Annotated in this window: 16 protein-coding genes; 6 read left to right on the top strand and 10 right to left on the bottom strand. The window is 64.1% G+C overall.

Going from position 1 to position 16049, the window contains the following annotated elements:
• Positions 1–16: 16 nt before the first annotated feature.
• Together E1N52_RS02110 and E1N52_RS02105 are read right to left on the bottom strand one after the other, a co-directional pair.
• Positions 17–469, bottom strand: a complete 453-nt coding sequence (locus E1N52_RS02110; protein ID WP_133179713.1) for a ferritin-like domain-containing protein — start codon at positions 467–469, stop codon at positions 17–19.
• 126 nt (positions 470–595) lie between these two features.
• Entirely contained in the window at positions 596–1819 is a 1224-nt protein-coding gene (locus E1N52_RS02105; protein WP_133179712.1) for a Zn-dependent hydrolase, read from the bottom strand.
• Between the two features lie 261 nt (positions 1820–2080).
• Here E1N52_RS02105 and E1N52_RS02100 point away from each other — a divergent pair, with 261 nt between their 5' ends.
• The 5 genes from E1N52_RS02100 to E1N52_RS02080 all read left to right on the top strand — a co-directional run bounded on the left by E1N52_RS02100 (position 2081) and on the right by E1N52_RS02080 (position 7264).
• Positions 2081–2740: a M24 family metallopeptidase gene (locus tag E1N52_RS02100; protein ID WP_133179711.1), complete on the top strand. Its 660-nt coding sequence runs from the start codon at positions 2081–2083 to the stop codon at positions 2738–2740.
• A gap of 34 nt (positions 2741–2774) precedes the next feature.
• Positions 2775–3692: a LysR family transcriptional regulator gene (locus tag E1N52_RS02095; RefSeq protein WP_133179710.1), complete on the top strand. Its 918-nt coding sequence runs from the start codon at positions 2775–2777 to the stop codon at positions 3690–3692.
• 226 nt (positions 3693–3918) lie between these two features.
• Positions 3919–5121 (top strand): NAD-dependent formate dehydrogenase, encoded by a 1203-nt coding sequence (locus tag E1N52_RS02090; protein WP_133179709.1) that lies wholly within the window; start codon positions 3919–3921, stop codon positions 5119–5121.
• 176 nt (positions 5122–5297) lie between these two features.
• A complete protein-coding gene (gene adh / locus E1N52_RS02085) occupies positions 5298–6818 on the top strand; it encodes an aldehyde dehydrogenase (RefSeq protein ID WP_133179708.1) in 1521 nt (506 codons plus the stop codon).
• A 56-nt stretch (positions 6819–6874) separates the two neighbouring features.
• Complete coding sequence (locus E1N52_RS02080) at positions 6875–7264, top strand: DUF779 domain-containing protein (protein WP_133179707.1); 390 nt, start codon at positions 6875–6877, stop codon at positions 7262–7264.
• Here E1N52_RS02080 and E1N52_RS02075 read toward each other — a convergent pair.
• Genes E1N52_RS02075 through modA form a run of 3 tightly spaced genes read right to left on the bottom strand, consistent with a single transcriptional unit; the run spans position 7261 to position 9450 of the window.
• Positions 7261–7971 carry an ATP-binding cassette domain-containing protein gene (locus E1N52_RS02075; protein ID WP_133179706.1) on the bottom strand — a complete coding sequence of 237 codons (711 nt, stop codon included), beginning with the start codon at positions 7969–7971 and terminating at the stop codon, positions 7261–7263. The two genes, E1N52_RS02080 and E1N52_RS02075, sit on opposite strands and share 4 nt — an antisense overlap.
• A 5-nt stretch (positions 7972–7976) precedes the next feature.
• Entirely contained in the window at positions 7977–8651 is a 675-nt protein-coding gene (modB, locus tag E1N52_RS02070; RefSeq protein ID WP_028203909.1) for a molybdate ABC transporter permease subunit, read from the bottom strand.
• A gap of 16 nt (positions 8652–8667) precedes the next feature.
• The gene (gene modA / locus E1N52_RS02065) at positions 8668–9450 is read right to left on the bottom strand and encodes a molybdate ABC transporter substrate-binding protein (RefSeq protein ID WP_133179705.1); all 783 of its coding nucleotides are present in this window, start codon (positions 9448–9450) and stop codon (positions 8668–8670) included.
• A 210-nt stretch (positions 9451–9660) separates the two neighbouring features.
• On the opposite strand from modA, the gene E1N52_RS02060 reads away from it, so the two are divergent.
• Positions 9661–10608, top strand: coding sequence for an NHL repeat-containing protein (locus E1N52_RS02060; RefSeq protein WP_133179704.1), 948 nt, complete (start codon positions 9661–9663; stop codon positions 10606–10608).
• 54 nt (positions 10609–10662) lie between these two features.
• Here E1N52_RS02060 and E1N52_RS02055 read toward each other — a convergent pair whose 3' ends face one another.
• The 5 genes from E1N52_RS02055 to E1N52_RS02035 are packed head-to-tail and all read right to left on the bottom strand — an operon-like array spanning position 10663 to position 16029.
• A complete protein-coding gene (locus E1N52_RS02055) occupies positions 10663–12636 on the bottom strand; it encodes a glycoside hydrolase family 127 protein (RefSeq protein WP_133179703.1) in 1974 nt (657 codons plus the stop codon).
• Between the two features lie 15 nt (positions 12637–12651).
• Positions 12652–13593: a carbohydrate ABC transporter permease gene (locus E1N52_RS02050; protein ID WP_205965552.1), complete on the bottom strand. Its 942-nt coding sequence runs from the start codon at positions 13591–13593 to the stop codon at positions 12652–12654.
• Positions 13586–14527, bottom strand: coding sequence for a carbohydrate ABC transporter permease (locus tag E1N52_RS02045; RefSeq protein ID WP_133179702.1), 942 nt, complete (start codon positions 14525–14527; stop codon positions 13586–13588). The genes E1N52_RS02050 and E1N52_RS02045 overlap by 8 nt, the downstream gene beginning before the upstream one ends.
• Before the next feature lie 34 nt (positions 14528–14561).
• Entirely contained in the window at positions 14562–15806 is a 1245-nt protein-coding gene (locus tag E1N52_RS02040) for an ABC transporter substrate-binding protein (RefSeq protein ID WP_133179701.1), read from the bottom strand.
• A gap of 31 nt (positions 15807–15837) precedes the next feature.
• Complete coding sequence (locus E1N52_RS02035) at positions 15838–16029, bottom strand: hypothetical protein (protein WP_133179700.1); 192 nt, start codon at positions 16027–16029, stop codon at positions 15838–15840.
• Positions 16030–16049: the final 20 nt, after the last annotated feature.

Below are 16049 nucleotides of genomic sequence, written 5' to 3'. Positions count from 1 at the left end.
GTCGACCTCGCTCAGGTCAGGGTTTCGTCTCGGCAAACTGGACACGCAATTCGCGGATACGGTCGAGATCCTGCGCCACATCGCTGTATAGCCGCGCCACCACGGCGTTCACATCAGCGGGCAGATTCCTTTCAAGCGCACTGTGAAACCGCTTCTCCGCGGTATCTTCGCCCTTTTCGCAATCCGCAAGGATCGCGTCGTCGGTGCGGGTGCCAACCGCGGATTTCACATTGAGCCAGCCGCGATGCAACGCGCCCGCAACGCTGCCGCCGTTTTCCGGCTTGCCGCCAAGCCTCACGACGAGTTCCTGCAACTCGCGCGCGCCACGCGAGCAGTGCACGGCACTTTCGAGCAGCGCTTCGTTCACGCTTGCGTGCTGTGCCTCGTCGGCTGCTTTCGTGAATTCGTGCTCGCCGTCCTTTGACGTTTCGATCAGCTCGTTCAGCATGGCAATGACAGTGGTCGTCATGGGTTTGCTCCCGTCGAATAAACGCGTGAGATCCCCGCGTTTTCGCATACGCCATGCCCGAACCGTCCCGCCAGGGGTACGATCCCTGATCGGCGCGGTGAGCGACCTGCCACACGGCTTAATCCGCTAGCGTGCGCAATCTGCCAGCAGATTCGCCAGCACCGATGCCCCTTGCGCGAGGTGCACCGGGTCGGCGTCTTCCGCCTCGTTGTGGCTGAGTCCGGCCTTGCACGGAACAAACACCATCGCGCTCGGCGCAACGTATGAGAGGTTCACCGCGTCGTGCCCCGCGCCGCTGCACATCTCCATCCAGGGATAACCGGCGGCGGTCGCCGCCTCGCGCACACGCGTAACACATTCGGCGTCGAAGACCACCGGATCATACTCGGCGACCGTCTGCACCTGCACGCTCGTTCCGCGCAGCGCGGTGCGCTGGAGGCAAATCGCTTCGATGTCGGCGACGAGCCGTTGCAGCGCCGGCCGCGATGGGTGGCGAATGTCGAGACTAAACTTGACGAGCCCGGGTATCGTGCTCGGCGAATTCGGCTGGCAGGCCACATGCCCTACGGTCACGCGGGCATCGGCATCGAACCCATGGCCGTGCTCGATGATCGCGGCGATCATCGCGGCCGCTGCGCCCATCGCATCTTTGCGCACGCTCATCGGCGTCGTGCCCGCGTGCGATTCGAAGCCGGTCACCGTCACATCGAGTTCGTACATGCCCTGCACGCCGGTCACGACGCCGATCGGTACGCCCGCATTCTCCAGCACCGGACCTTGCTCGATATGGGCTTCGAAATAGGCTTTCGGCAACTGCTGCTCGCGCGCACGACCGGCAAATCCGGTGCGCTCGAGTTCATCGCCGAGCCGCACGCCGGTCTGCATGCAGGGCCGCTCGCGTGCCGTATCGAGATCCAGCGCGCCGGCGTAGACCGCGGAGCCCATCATGCCTGGCGTGAAGCGCGAGCCCTCTTCATTGGTCCACGCGACGACGTCGATCGGATGCCGCGTCGCGATGCCAAGCTCGTTGAGCGTGCGAATGGCCTCGAGACCCGCGAGCACGCCGTACACGCCGTCGAAGCGGCCGCCGAGCGGTTGTGTGTCGAGATGACTGCCGCACATCACGGCGGGGGCGTCGGGCTGCGTGCCTGGCCGCCGCGCGAACACGTTGCCGATCGGATCGATGCGGATTTCGCAGCCGGCTTCCTCGCACCAGCGCATGAAGCACCGCCGGCCCTGCACGTCATCGTCGGTCAGCGCCAGCCGACAACTGCCGCCGTGCGCGGTCGCGCCGATTGCCGCCATCTCCATCAGCGTATCCCAGAGTCTTTGCTGGTTCACGAAGATCATCTTGCACGCTCCCGAAAAGCACCGAGCATAGCAGCGCCTGAAACCAGCGCACGCTCGACTTCATCGTCATGCATCGGACGAAAGCATGCGGCGTCCTGGGTTCCGCGAACGAGCGAGGCGAGGTCCCCACGATCACGGTTGTCAACCAGCCGAAATATACGCGAGAATATAACGATTCCGGCTTCAGTCCCCGCGGCACCGTTGCGCGACGAGGCCAGGATTCCCCGCGCGACGACAGCGAGACAACTGGAGCAATATCAGGTGAACACTGGCAACAAAGAGGCGGTCGGAGAAAAATTTTCGCCCGCAGGCATGGAGCACGCACGCGTGATGACCTGGCAGGCAGTCGAGCAGATTGCGGCTGCCATTCAACCCGGCATGCGCGAGTCGGAAGCCAACGCGCAAGGCAAGGCCATCCTGCAGGCGCTGGGCATGGACCGCATCTGGCATCCCGTGCTGATCCGCTTCGGCGAGAACACCCTGCGCATTTTCAAGGAGCGCTCCGAAGGCGATCCCGTTCTTGGCGCGAGCGACATCTTTTTCATCGACCTTGGCGTCGTGTGGAACCAGCACGAAGGCGACGCGGGCGCCACATTCGTCACCGGCAGCGATCCTGACATGCAGCGCTGCGCGCGCGACGTCAAAACGATCTACGAAGAAGTGGCCATGCACTGGCGGAGCACCGGATGCAGCGGCATTGCACTCTACGACTATGCGGCGGCCCGCGCGCGAGCGTACGGCTGGCGCCTGAACATCGACATCAAGGGCCACCGCGTGAGCGACTTCCCGCACGCCATCTACAAGGCCGGCGATCTCGGCGAGTTCGAAACAGTCCCGGCGGCGGGGCTGTGGATTCTCGAAATCCAGATCGCGCACCCCACCCGTCCTTTCGGCGCATTCTACGAGGACCTGCTCGCGTAGGCGCATCGAGCGCCGGTCACGCGAGCGGCAACGGATGTTCATCCGCCAGCTCAACTATCTCGTCACGCTCGCGCGCGAGCAGCATTTCGCGCGCGCTGCCGAAGCCTGCAACGTCTCCCAGCCGGCGCTGTCTTCTGCAATCCGCAGCCTCGAAGACGAACTCGGTCTCGTCATCGTGCGGCGCGGCCGGCGTTTTCTTGGCTTCACCGAAGAGGGAACCCGCGTACTGGGCTGGGCGCGGCAGACGCTCGCCACGCTCGAGCACATGCGCCAGGACGCGTCGGCCGCGCGGGTGTCGCTTAGCGGCACCTTGCGCGTCGGCGTGATTCCGACCACCCTGCCCGTCGTCAGCCTGTTGCTCGCCAGTTGCCGCGCGGAGCACGCAGGCATCCGCTACTCGCTGCGCTCGCTGAGTTCGGACGCCATCCTGCGCCAGCTCGACGACTTCGAACTCGACATCGGCTTCACCTATCTCGACAACGAAGTGCAGGCCGGCTTCGCGGTCTCGCGACTGTATCGGGAACGCTATGTCCTCATGTCGCCCGCCGGTTGCGGCGAGGGCGCATGCGCGGGCCTCGACCGCTGGGACGCGATGGGTGGCCTCGACCTGTGCCTGCTCGATGCATCGATGCAGAACCGTCAGGTCATCAACGCGGCGTTCCGGCGGGCCGGTGTACAGCCCACCGTCGTCGCCGAAGCCGACTCGCTGCTCGCGCTCACCTCCACGGTTCAGCATGTGCGTATGCACAGCGTCTTGCCGCACAGCCTGCTCGGCAGCGTGCCCGGCAACGGCCTCTTCGCCGCCACCCTGCTCAAGCCGGAACTCACGCGCGAAATCGGCCTCATCACGCGCAATACGCCCGTCATGCCGCTGCTCGTTTCCGCCATGTGGGAAGCGGCACAACGCACCGACCTGCAAAGCCGCTTCGACGCGCTGCTCGAAAGCACCTGATTCACCGTCCGACGCGCGCGGGCGCCCTGCCCGCGCGCGTGTTCGCCCGTCTTCATAAGCGGCGGTTATCAGATCATCTTTCCAAACAATTGGACCCGTCGCCACGCCTCGACAACACTCTGGCCATCGATCATTCGCAAACCGAACGATCGAGCAACCGGCAGAACGGCCGCGAGGCCGTCCACGCCGCCATCCGATCCAGCCTTCAATCATGGAGTGAGACATCATGGCCAAAGTCTTGTGCGTCCTGTACGACGACCCCGTAGACGGCATGCCGAAACGCTATGCGCGCGATACAGTCCCCACCATCACCCGCTATCACGACGGCCAGAGCGCGCCGACGCCCAAGGCCATCGACTTCACGCCCGGCGAGATGCTCGGCAGCGTCTCGGGGGAACTGGGCCTGCGCCGTTACCTCGAGTCGCAAGGCCACACGCTCGTCGTCACGTCGGACAAGGACGGCCCGGACTCGCGTTTCGAAAAGGAACTCGCCGACGCCGAAGTCGTGATCTCACAGCCGTTCTGGCCTGCCTATCTCACGGCCGAGCGCATCGCGAAGGCGCCGAAGCTGAAGCTCGCGCTCACGGCAGGGATTGGCTCGGACCATGTGGACCTGCAGGCCGCGGTGGAGCGCGGCATCACCGTGGCGGAAGTCACGTACAGCAACAGCATCAGCGTGGCGGAACACGTCGTGATGATGATCCTCTCGCAGGTACGCAACTATCTGCCGTCGCACGAGTGGGTGAAGCAAGGCGGCTGGAATATCGCCGACTGCGTCGCGCGAGCCTACGACCTCGAGGGCATGCACGTTGGCACCGTCGCCGCGGGCCGCATCGGCACCGCGGTACTGCGCCGCCTGAAACCCTTCGACGTCAAGCTCCACTACACCGACCGCCATCGCCTGCCCGAGCAGGTCGAGCGCGAACTGAACCTGACGTGGCACCCGAGCGTCGAGTCGATGGTCAGCGTGTGCGACGTGGTGACGATCAACTGTCCGCTGCATCCGGAAACGGAACACCTGTTCGACGCGAAGATGATCGCGAAAATGAAGCGCGGCGCGTACATCATCAACACCGCGCGCGGCAAGATCTGCGATCGCGACGCCATCGTGAGTGCGCTGGAAAGCGGCCAGCTCGCCGGTTACGCGGGCGACGTCTGGTTCCCGCAACCGGCGCCGCGCGACCATCCGTGGCGCAGCATGCCGCATCAGGGCATGACGCCGCATACGTCCGGCACGACGCTCTCGGCGCAGGCACGCTACGCGGCAGGCACGCGCGAGATTCTCGAATGCTGGTTCGCCGGCAAGCCGATTCGCGACGAGTATCTGATCGTCGATGGCGGACGTCTCGCGGGTGTCGGCGCGCATTCGTACAGCGCCGGCAACGCGACGACAGGGTCGGAGGAAGCGAGCCGCTATCAGCCGGCGTAGTCCCCGAGGCCGTGCGTCGCGCAGGCGAGCGCGCGGCCTCCCACCGTACCGGCCCGACTCCGGCTTGTGCAGCGCAAAATCGAAACTTCGAAAAATCGCCGTAGAGGCGCGTAATATTCCTTGCGATATAACGGAAAGCGGAACACCTGTCCCGTCGACATGCGAGGAGCACGCCCATGAACCACGCAGAACTGCAGTACCTCACCACCGAATATCCCTTCCGCAAACAGTACGAGAACTTTATCGGCGGCCAGTGGGTCAAGCCCGCCGGCAACGAGTACTTCGACAACATCTCGCCAATCACGGGCGAGCCGTTCACCTCCATTCCCCGTTCGCGCGAAGCCGATATCGAACTCGCGCTCGACGCCGCGCACAAGGCGAAAGACGCATGGGGCCGCACCTCGCCTACCGATCGCGCGAATCTGCTGAACAAGATTGCCGAGCGCATCGAGGCCAATCTCACGCGGCTCGCCGTGGCGGAAACCATCGACAACGGCAAGCCGCTGCGCGAGAGCATGGCGGCCGACATTCCGCTCGCGATCGATCACTTCCGCTACTTCGCCAGCGCGATCCGCGCCCAGGAAGGCGCCATCTCGCAGATCGACGACGACACGGTCGCGTACCACTTCCACGAGCCGCTCGGCGTGGTGGGGCAGATCATTCCGTGGAATTTCCCGATCCTGATGGCGACATGGAAGCTCGCGCCCGCGCTCGCCGCCGGCAACTGCGTCGTGCTCAAACCCGCCGAGCAGACGCCCGCCTCGATCCTCGTGCTGATCGAGCTGATCGAGGATCTGCTGCCGCCCGGCGTCGTGAACGTGGTGAACGGCTTTGGTCTGGAGGCGGGCAAACCGCTTGCCTCGAACAAGCGCGTCGCGAAGGTGGCCTTCACGGGCGAGACCACCACAGGCCGCCTCATCATGCAGTATGCGAGCCAGAACCTCATACCCGTGACGCTGGAACTGGGCGGCAAGAGCCCGAACATCTTCTTCGCCGACGTGATGGAGCAGGACGACAGCTTCTTCGACAAGGCGCTGGAAGGATTCACGATGTTCGCGCTCAATCAGGGCGAGGTCTGCACGTGCCCGTCGCGCGCGCTCATCGACGAGAAAATCTACGACCGCTTCATGGAGCGTGCGCTCAAGCGCGTTGCCGCGATCGCGCAGGGCCATCCGCTCGATCCGAAGACGATGATTGGTGCGCAGGCTTCGCAGGAGCAAATGGAGAAGATTCTCTCCTACCTCGATCTCGGCAAACAGGAAGGCGCCGAGTGCCTGACGGGCGGCGCGCGCAACGCATTTGATGGCGAGCTGAAGAACGGCTACTACGTGAAGCCGACCGTCTTCCGCGGCAACAACCGGATGCGGATCTTCCAGGAAGAGATCTTCGGGCCTGTCGTTTCAGTCACGACGTTCAAGACCGAGGAAGAGGCGCTGCAGATCGCCAACGACACCCTGTACGGTCTCGGCGCCGGCATCTGGACTCGGGACGGCACGCGCGCCTATCGCTTCGGTCGGGCGATTCAGGCCGGCCGCGTGTGGACCAACTGCTATCACGCCTACCCCGCGCACGCCGCGTTCGGCGGCTACAAGCAGTCGGGCGTCGGCCGTGAGAATCACAAGATGATGCTCGACCATTATCAGCAGACCAAAAACCTGCTGGTGAGCTACAGCGACAAGCCGCTCGGTTTCTTCTAACGGAGTGCGGGCGCCTCGCCCTGGCGGGCGGGGCGCATGGCCCGCGAGGACATGCCATGACCGACGAAGTGCAACGCGTCGTCGCGACGCCCGCCGCGATCACGCTGATCGAAAAGCTCGTGGCCGAGCATGGCCCGGTGCTTTTTCATCAATCCGGCGGCTGCTGCGACGGCAGCGCACCGATGTGCTTTCCCGTCGGCGAGTTCATGGTCGGCGGCTCGGACGTGAAGCTCGGCGAGATTGCGGGCGCGCCGTTCTACATGAGCGAATCGCAATTCGAATACTGGCAGCATACGCAACTGATCATCGACTGCGTGCCCGGCAACGGCGGCATGTTCTCGCTCGAACGTCCGACCGGCCTGCGCTTCCTCACCCGCTCCCGCCTCTTCGACGACAGCGAATCCGCGTGGCTGGAACGTCATCCCGTCGAGCGTGTACAAAGCTAGGGCATAGCACGCACGCCGTGCCTGAAAACGATCGCACCGGCCTCCGGATCGACATGCCCGTCGACGAACCGCACGACCTCGTCGCCGAACGCGGCGACATCTTCGGGATCGTGCGTGATGAGCAGCATGGGAATGTCGAGACGCGTCAGCATGGCCGATAGCTCGCTGCGCATGCGTTCGCGCAGCGCGTGATCGAGCGCCGAGAACGGCTCGTCGAGCAGCAACAGTTGCGGCTTCGGGACGAGCGCGCGAGCGAGAGCGACGCGCTGCTTCTGCCCGCCAGAGAGGTGCACGGGATGACTGCCCGCCACGTGGCGCAGTTCGAGCGCATCGAGCCAGTATTCGACGTCGGGATGCGCATCGCGCCGCGCCGGATTGAACCAGCCCCTGTGCAGCCCGAAGGCGATGTTCTGCCGCACGTTCAAATGCGGGAACAGCGCATAGTCCTGGAACAGATAGGCGATCCGGCGCAACTGCGGCTTGAGATCGATGCCGCCCGCGCTGTCGAACAACGTTCGCTCATCGAGCCGGATCAGACCTTCGTCAGGGCGCAGCAGCCCCGCGACGGCCTGCAGCGTCAGCGTCTTGCCCGACCCGGACGGACCGAACAGCACGACGCGCTGCGCGTGTGTCTCGAACGCGACGTCGAGTGCGAAACGGCGTCCGGCCGTTTCGAGCGTCTTGCGGATGGCGACGGTCAGCGGCATGTCGATCAGCGCGAAGTCAGCAACGTATGCTGCGGCACGAGCCGCCCGGCAAGCACGAGAATCACGACGCACGTGACCGAGGTGACGAGCACGAGAAAGTTCGCTGTGCTGTCGTCGCCCGCTTGCACGGCGGCGTAGATCGCGACGGAAAGTGTTTGCGTGCGGCCGGGCAGATTGCCGGCGACCATGAGCGTCGCGCCGAATTCGCCGAGGGCGCGTGCGAATGCGAGCAGCGCGCCCGCAAGCAGGCCGCGCGTGGCGAGGGGCAGCGTCACGCGAAAAAAGATGGCGGTCTCGCTGATGCCGAGTGTGCGCGCGGCGCGCTCGAGTTGCGGATCGACCGATTCGAACGCGGCGCGCGCCGATTTCAGCACGAGCGGAAAGGCCACCAGCATCGACGCCACGACGGCACCCTGCCACGTGAACACGAGCTGGATGCCGATGCTGTCCAGCCAGCGGCCGATCACGCCGCGCCGCCCGAGCAGCACGAGCAGGTAGTAGCCGAGCACCGTAGGCGGCATCACGAGCGGCAAGGTCAGCAGCGAATCGATCACGTCTCGCGCGCCGGAACGCCAGCGCGCGAGACCGTAGCCCGCCGCCACGCCAAAGACGACGTTCAGCGCTGTCGCCCAGCCCGCCACTTTCAGCGAGAGCCACAAGGGAATCCAGGCTTGCTCCATGACGTGGTGCTCCGGCTCAGTGCGCCGCGCCGGCGGGCTTGAAGCCGTACTTCGCGAGCACGGCCTGGCCGTCGGCCGACAGCACGTACGCAATGAAGGCTTTGGCATCGCTCGCGTGCCGGCTGCCTTCAACGAGCGCAATGGGATAGGTCACGGCCGTTTGCGTGGGAACAGTGAGCGCGACCTTCACGCGATCGGGCATGATGGCCGCGTCGGTGGCGAACACGAAGCCCGCGTCGACTTCGCCGCGCGACACGTAGTCGAGGCTCTGCCTCACGTTGGAGGCAAGCACGCTCTTCGCGCTCACCGCGTCCCAGACGCCCGCCGCCTGAAGTGCGCCCTGCGCGTACCGACCGATCGGCACGGAGGCCGGATCGCCATAGGCCACGCGTCTGATGTCCGCCGAGGTCAGGTCCTTCAGCGTCGCAGGCGTAAAGCGGCTGTCGGCCGGCACGATCAGCACTAGCGCGTTGGCGGCAAAATCCCGGCGCGTAGCGGGGTCGACCACCTTCTCCTCGACGGCCTTGTCCATGGCCTTCTGGTCCGCCGACGCGAATACGTCCGCTGGCGCGCCCTTCGCGATCTGCCGCATCAGCACGTCGGAGGCGCCGAAATTGAGCAGGACCTTTGTGCCCGGATGCTGCTGTTCGTACGCTTCGCCGATGGCCTTGAACGCGTTCGTGAGACTCGCTGCGGCCGACACGATCAATTCGTCGGCGCGTGCGTTCGAACAGACGGCAAGCATGGCGGCGCCGGCTATCAGCAACGCGCGCCTCAGAGGGCGATGGGAATTGCGCATGGTCAGATTTTCCTTTTCGAAAGAAATGTAATACGCTCGCCCGAGATATTACAACGGATACAACGAAGTGCATGCGACCATGGCGCCTGGCCACAGGCGTGGCCGGCCGACGTAACGTCACGCGCGGCGAAGTAAAATCCGCCGGTACCTCCATCGAGTTCCCGTTCACAACACGACGCGGCCGTGCGCGCTGTGCCGCCAGGAGTCTCCATGCCGCTGCCCGGAGTGCCCTCAGTCCCACTGGCAGGCCGCGTCCTGCGCCGGCTCGTTGCCTGCGCACTCGTGGTGTTCGTCGCCGGCTGCCATGTTGCGCCCGGCACCCCGCCCGCGCGCATCGAACTCAGCGCCCAGCCAAACGGCGTCGCGGTAAGTCCGGGCGACGGCGGCCTTTTCATTACCGATGATCGAAGCAACGCCATCCTGTGGTCGCAGGACCGCAGCACCTACGAAGCCTATGCGCACGTGCCGGTCGTCCCAGGACAGCCCAACGGCCTCAGCCAGCTTGTGCTCGCGCAACCCGACGCCCTGCTTGTCGCGCGTTTTGGCTTCGGCGAAACCGGTGCATTGTTCATCGTTTCTTCGCACGGCGGCGCGCAGCCGCTTACCGGACTCGCAACCGACCGGCGCAGGTTGGGCCTTGCGCCGATCGGGCCGGGACGCGTGCTGTCGAGCTGGTTCATCAAGCGGGACGGCCAGCCCATCACGGGCGGTGTGAGCCTCGTGAGCTACGACGTGGCGACGCACGCAGCCACCGAGCGCGACCTGATCGCGGGCCTCACAAAGCCGGTTGGCCTCGCTGTCCGCGGCGACGCGTTGCTGGTCTCCGATCAGAGCAGGAATGTGATTCTGCGGTATGACCTGCGTGTGTTACTCGCCGCGCAGGCGCCGGTTCCTGCGCAAAGCGGCGCGATGGTCGCGCAAGTCGAGAGTCCGGACCTGCTCGCCATCGACAGCGCCGGCACGCTCTATACGAAATGCCATGCGCACGCCGTGTGTCGCGTCGAGCCGGATGGCACTGTCACAAGCCTTGCCGATGACTTCCAGGACGCGCGTGGCGTCGCCATCGACGACGCCCGACATACGCTGTACGTCGTCGATCGCGCGAAGTCCACGAGCCCTACGGCAAGCGCCATCCGCGTGATCCCGCTTTCGCGGTGACGGGACACGGGAGGCCATGTGGCATGGCCCTTCGCACCTGAACGCTTCGCGCGTTCACTCCCCCCGATAGTTCAGCCAGACCTTCATCGGTCCGCTTTCGCGGTTATGCCAGGCGAAGTATGGAATGGCGATCAAGGTTGCATCGTTGCGCGGCGTTGCATCGGCGGCTTCAGCAAGGGGCCGGTAGAGCGCCCCCGTCCAGTCCGGATCGATTGCGTGTTTGTATGCAGCGCCCTTGAGCACGACCACGCCCCCGAGTTGCTCCTCTCGCCACTCCGCATCGAGCAATTCTGGATCGACATAAAGCTCGTCGAGATCGACTCCCGGCATGTCGGCGCGCTCGATGCAATACAGCAGCGGCCCGCGACTCAACGCAATCCGGCCGCGATTGTCGGGCACCTTCGGGTGACTTTGCCAGGCGCGCAGCGTCATGGGCAGTGTCATGCGGACCACGTCGCCCGATTGCCATAGCCGCATGACCACGATGTAGCCGTGCGAGTCCGCAGTTGCGTCGATCGCCTGGCCGTTGACGGTCAGCCCGATCGACGCATTCGCTCGCGCGGCGGCGGCTGCGCCCTCGCGAGCCCTCACGAAACCGGCCGTGCCGTCGACCCATCCCGGAACGCGCAACTTCAGCGCGAAGTCGCCTTGCGCATCGACGGCGATTTCAATGGCGCCGTCCCAGGGATAGCGCGTGCGCTGGCGCAGCGCCACCGTGCGCCCGTTGAAGTCGATACATGCGTCGCTCTCCATATACAGTTGCACGTAGATCGAGTCTGCGTCGGTCCCATAGACGTAGCCAGGCAGCGACGCAATCGTGCGCGCGACGTTTGGCGGACAGCACGCGCAGTAGTACCACGGTTGCCGGCGATGCCCGCCATCGTCCTCCAGCGGATTCACGTAGTAATACGCATCGCCACCGAGCGACCAGCCCGGCAGCATGCCGTTGTACAGCGTCCACTCGAACAGGTCGGCATAGCGTGCGTCGCCCGTCGCGGCAAGCATGCGGTGGCACCACATCATGCTGCCGATCGCAGCGCACGTTTCGGTGTAGGCCTGGCTGTTCGGCAACTCGAAGTCCGCGCCGATCGACTCGCCGTCATGCCGCGCGCCGACGCCGCCAGTGATATACATGCGATGCGCGACCAGCCGCTCCCACAGCGTTTCCAGCCGTGGCAGCAGGCCTGCTTCGCCGGTCTCCAGATAGAGATCGGTCACGCCGCACGACATGTACAACGCGCGCACCGCATGCCCGGCCAGCGTTTCCATTTGCTCGAACGGCACGTCGTCCTGGAAATACGCGTCGCCGAACCGCCCGCCCGCGAGCAGGCCATGGCCGCGCGCCTTGATGAAGAAGCGCGCCAGCGCGAGATACTGGTCATTGCCGGTTTCGCGCGCGAGTTCGACGAGCGCCATTTCGATTTCCTCGTGCCCGTCGATGGCCTCGACCTTCCCTTCCGCCTCGGGGCCGAAGCGATCGCACAACAGGTTGGCGAAGCGGATCGCCACGTTCAGCAAGCGGCGCTTTCCGGTTGCGCGGTGATGCGCGACCGCGGCCTGAATCAGATGGCCCGCGCAATACAACTCGTGCAGGTCGCGCAGGTTGCTCCAGCGTTCCGCCTTGCGCTCCACGCTGAAATAGCTGTCGATATAGCCGTCTTCATCCTGCGCACGTTCGATCAGCGCGATGCCTTCATCGATGCGCTTTTCGAGCAGCGCGTGAGGTCCGCGCGCCACCGCCCACGACGCGGCCTCGAGCCACTTGTACAGGTCGGAGTCGTTGAAGAAGATGCCTTCGAACGGACCATCGTAATCGCCGGACACGCGGCGGAAATTGTTGAGCCGCCCGGTGGTTTCGAGCAGGTCCCACTGGCTCGGCAAGGTCTTGTCGATGTTCGTCGCAAACCGCGGCCCCCAGAAGTCACCGCGCAGTTCAACTGCGGTCACGGCAACGGGTTTGATGCGCGCGTAGCGGGTGGAGGCGGAATCGACGACTACGGGCTGTCGCAAGGTTCTTGTGTCGTTCATGATGTATGGAGAAGGTTATGCCTTGACCGCGCCAGCAATCAGACCGTTGATGTAAAAGCGCTGCAGCAGCAGGAAGAGGAGCGCGCACGGCAGGATGGAAATCGTGATGCCCGCCTGCATCAATCCCCAGTCGATCGCGCCGAGCTGTCCGCTTTGCGCGTTCAGCAGCATGACCGGGAGCGTGTAGTGTCTGGCGTCGCCGAGCAGGATCAGCGCCGCCAGCAATTCGTTCCAGGAACCGAAGAACGCGAAAAGGCCAGCTGTCACGAGCCCCGGCATGACCAGCGGCAACATGATCATGCGCAGCGACTGAAGCGAACTGCATCCGTCGATCAGCGAAGCGTCCTCGATTTCAAGCGGCACCGAGTCGAACGAGTTGCGCATCATGAACACGGCGAATGGCAACTGGAACGTCGTGTAGACGAGTGCGAGCCCGAACAGCGTGCCTTGCAGATGCATCCAGCGCAGCAACACGAAGAGCGGGTTGAGGATCGACTGGAACGGAATCATCAGCGTCGCCAGGATCACGACGAAGATCAGATTGCGCCCGCGGAAGCGGAATCTCGAGAACCCATAGCCGCCGAGCGTCGAGAGCACGAGTGTCATCGCAACCGTCATCAGCGACACGGATGCGCTGTTGCCGAGATATCGCCAGATCCCTTCCCCGTAGGCCGCGAGGTTCAGGTAGTTCTCGAACGACAAACGCGACGGAATCCAGCGAGGCGGCGACGCGCTCGCATCGGCTGCCGAATAGAACGAGGTCAGCGCGGACCAGGCGATCGGAAACAGAAAAAGCAACGTCAGTACAGTGCAGATCAGGTAGTAAAGCGCCACCGAAAGCCGTTTCTTCAGCCGGCTTATATGGCCGGCATAGCTCAAGGCCGCCACGCTTGCCTTTATCGTGGCCGGCGGCATGGGCACGAAGCCGGTCTCGGCGGAACGTAGCTTGTTACTCATCGTCGTCTCGCAGAAGAACCATCTGGACCACGCTCAGCACGAGCAACACGATCAGCAGCACCACGGACATCGCGGCGCCGTAGCCGAGCTTGAAGTACGTGAACGACGCGCGATAGATCCAGTGGACCACCGTGATCGTGCTGTTCATCGGGCCGCCTCGCGTCATCACGTAAAACTGCTCGAACGCGAGATAGGAACCGATCACCGCCATGATCAGCGCGAGCGCGAAGGTGCGCCGCATCATCGGCAGCGTGATGTAGCGCTGTTGCGCCCACCACCGCGCGCCGTCGATGCGCGCTGCTTCGTAGAGATCCCGCGGGATGGCCTGCATGCCGACCAGCAGGATCACCATCGTGAAGCCGCAGGCTTTCCACACCACCATGACGATCAGCGAGGCGAGCGCGGAGTTGGTGTCGCCGAGCCACTGAACCGGTTCGCTGACGATGCCCAGTTGCATGAGGATCGCACTGAAGATGCCGACCTGGTCGTTGAAGAGCCAGACCCACAGCAGGCTCGCCGTCGTCATGCCGATAACGACGGGCAGAAAAAACGCCGTCCGGAAGATGCCGACGAAGCGACTCGCCTGGTTCACGAGCAACGCCAGCAGGAACGCCACCACGAAGATGGCAGGCGTCACGAGCAACGTGTACTCGGTCGTGAACCACAGCGCGCCCCAGAACGACGCGTCGTGCAGCAGCTCCAGATAGTTACGCAAGCCCGCAAACGAGGGGACGCCCATCAGCGGCCAGTTGTAGAACGACATGCCGATCGTCATCGCCAGCGGCAGGAGGAAAAACACCACCGTGAAGGCAAAGCATGGCAGCACGAACCAGTACCCTGCGCCGCGCCGACCCACTCCCCCACGCTGCTGCCGACGCCTGGCCGGCAACGCGAAACCCGTGCCGCTGGGCGGCGCTTCGTTCAGGACGTCCATCGTCTTCGCCCCTCCAGATGAGTGTTATCGGGCGTTATTGCGCGTTCAGAATCTCGGTGAACCGTGCCTGCGCAGTCGAAACGGCTGCATCGACGCCCTTGCCGAAGACGGCCTCCTGAATCATGGCGAGCCAGGGGCCGTTGGGATCGTTGATCAACTGATTGAACTTCGTGCTGTACGGCGTGCGGCCTTTGCTCATCGCCGTGGCCGCCAGCAGATAGCGGCTGTCGAGCTTGCTATAGGCGTTGTCGGCAAGGTCGACACGCACGGGAATACTGCCGTTCTTCGCAAACTGGTCGACCTGGACCTGCTCGCCGAGGCTCCACTTGATGAATTCGAGCGCCTGAGGCTTGTGCTGCGAGCCCACCGGGATCGCGATCGAGTCGCCGCCGGCGAAGCTCGCCCAGCCACCATTCTGCCCGGGCAGATAGGCGAGGCCAAAATCGATCTCGGGATGCGTCTTCTTTAGTATTCCGATAGAAAATGCGCCGGAACCGACCATGCCGACCTTGCCGGTCAGGAACGCATTGATGAAGTTCGCACCGCTGTCGGTTTTCGCGCTCGCGGGAATGTCGCCTGCTTCCCACATGCGGCGATACATGGCGAGCGTGCCTTCCAGCGCGGGATTATTCAGCGTCGCCGTCTTGCCATCCGCCGAGAGCAGGTCGCCACCCGAAGCCCAGACATAGGGGGTCATCGTAAAGATGTTGCAGCCGCCGCACGCGCCGGAAAAATAGAAGCCCTTGATTCCGTTGCCGAGCGCGGTGATCTTTTTGGCGTCCGTTTCGAGTTCGGCCCACGTCTTCGGCGGCTGATCGGGATTCAGACCCGCGCGTTTGAAGAGGCTTTTGTTATACAGAAGCATCGAGCTTTCCGCGCTGAAAGGCAGCGCGTATTGCTTGCCCTGGTAATTCCCAAGCCGCAGATGCGAGGGACTGAGGCTCTGATAGAACGGCAGCTTTTTGGCCTGGTCCGTGATGTCGGTGAGTTGACCCGCCCGCGCAAACTCGGGCACGAAAATCAGGTCGATAGCGATCACATCGGGCGCTGCGCCGCCTGCCGATGCAGTGCCGAACTTGGTCACGAAGTCGTCGTTCGGAATGACGGTCAGATTGACCCTGGTGGGATGGCTTTGATTCCATGCGGCGACGAGCGGTGTGACGAACGCGGCATCCGACGCGCGCACCCAGAAGGAAATGCCATCATCGGCCTGTGCGTGGGTCGCGGCGAACAGCGCCACGCATGCCAGGCGGCCAAGCCACCGCTTGCATCGATTCATGGATGTCTCCTCTTGTCATCGACACGCACCGTCATGCTGGCTTCGCCGCTCGGGAGGTGCCGCCAAACTTCGGGAAAATGGGCTTTTTTCTACCTTTGTGCGTTGCAGCAGCCTTTTCCGGCTGTCCACGAACGCCCGGTGCGCAGAGATTGACATGCCCCATTTGCCACCGCAAGATGAAGAAACCGCAGTAAAACAGGACAATTCCGACTTTTCCGCCCATGACTGATCCTGCACTCCGCG

This window comes from Paraburkholderia guartelaensis (genome assembly GCF_004353905.1).
Classification (GTDB): domain Bacteria; phylum Pseudomonadota; class Gammaproteobacteria; order Burkholderiales; family Burkholderiaceae; genus Paraburkholderia; species Paraburkholderia guartelaensis.
The sequence above is the reverse complement of the archived record's forward strand: the minus strand, read 5'-3'. Positions and strand labels throughout refer to the sequence as shown.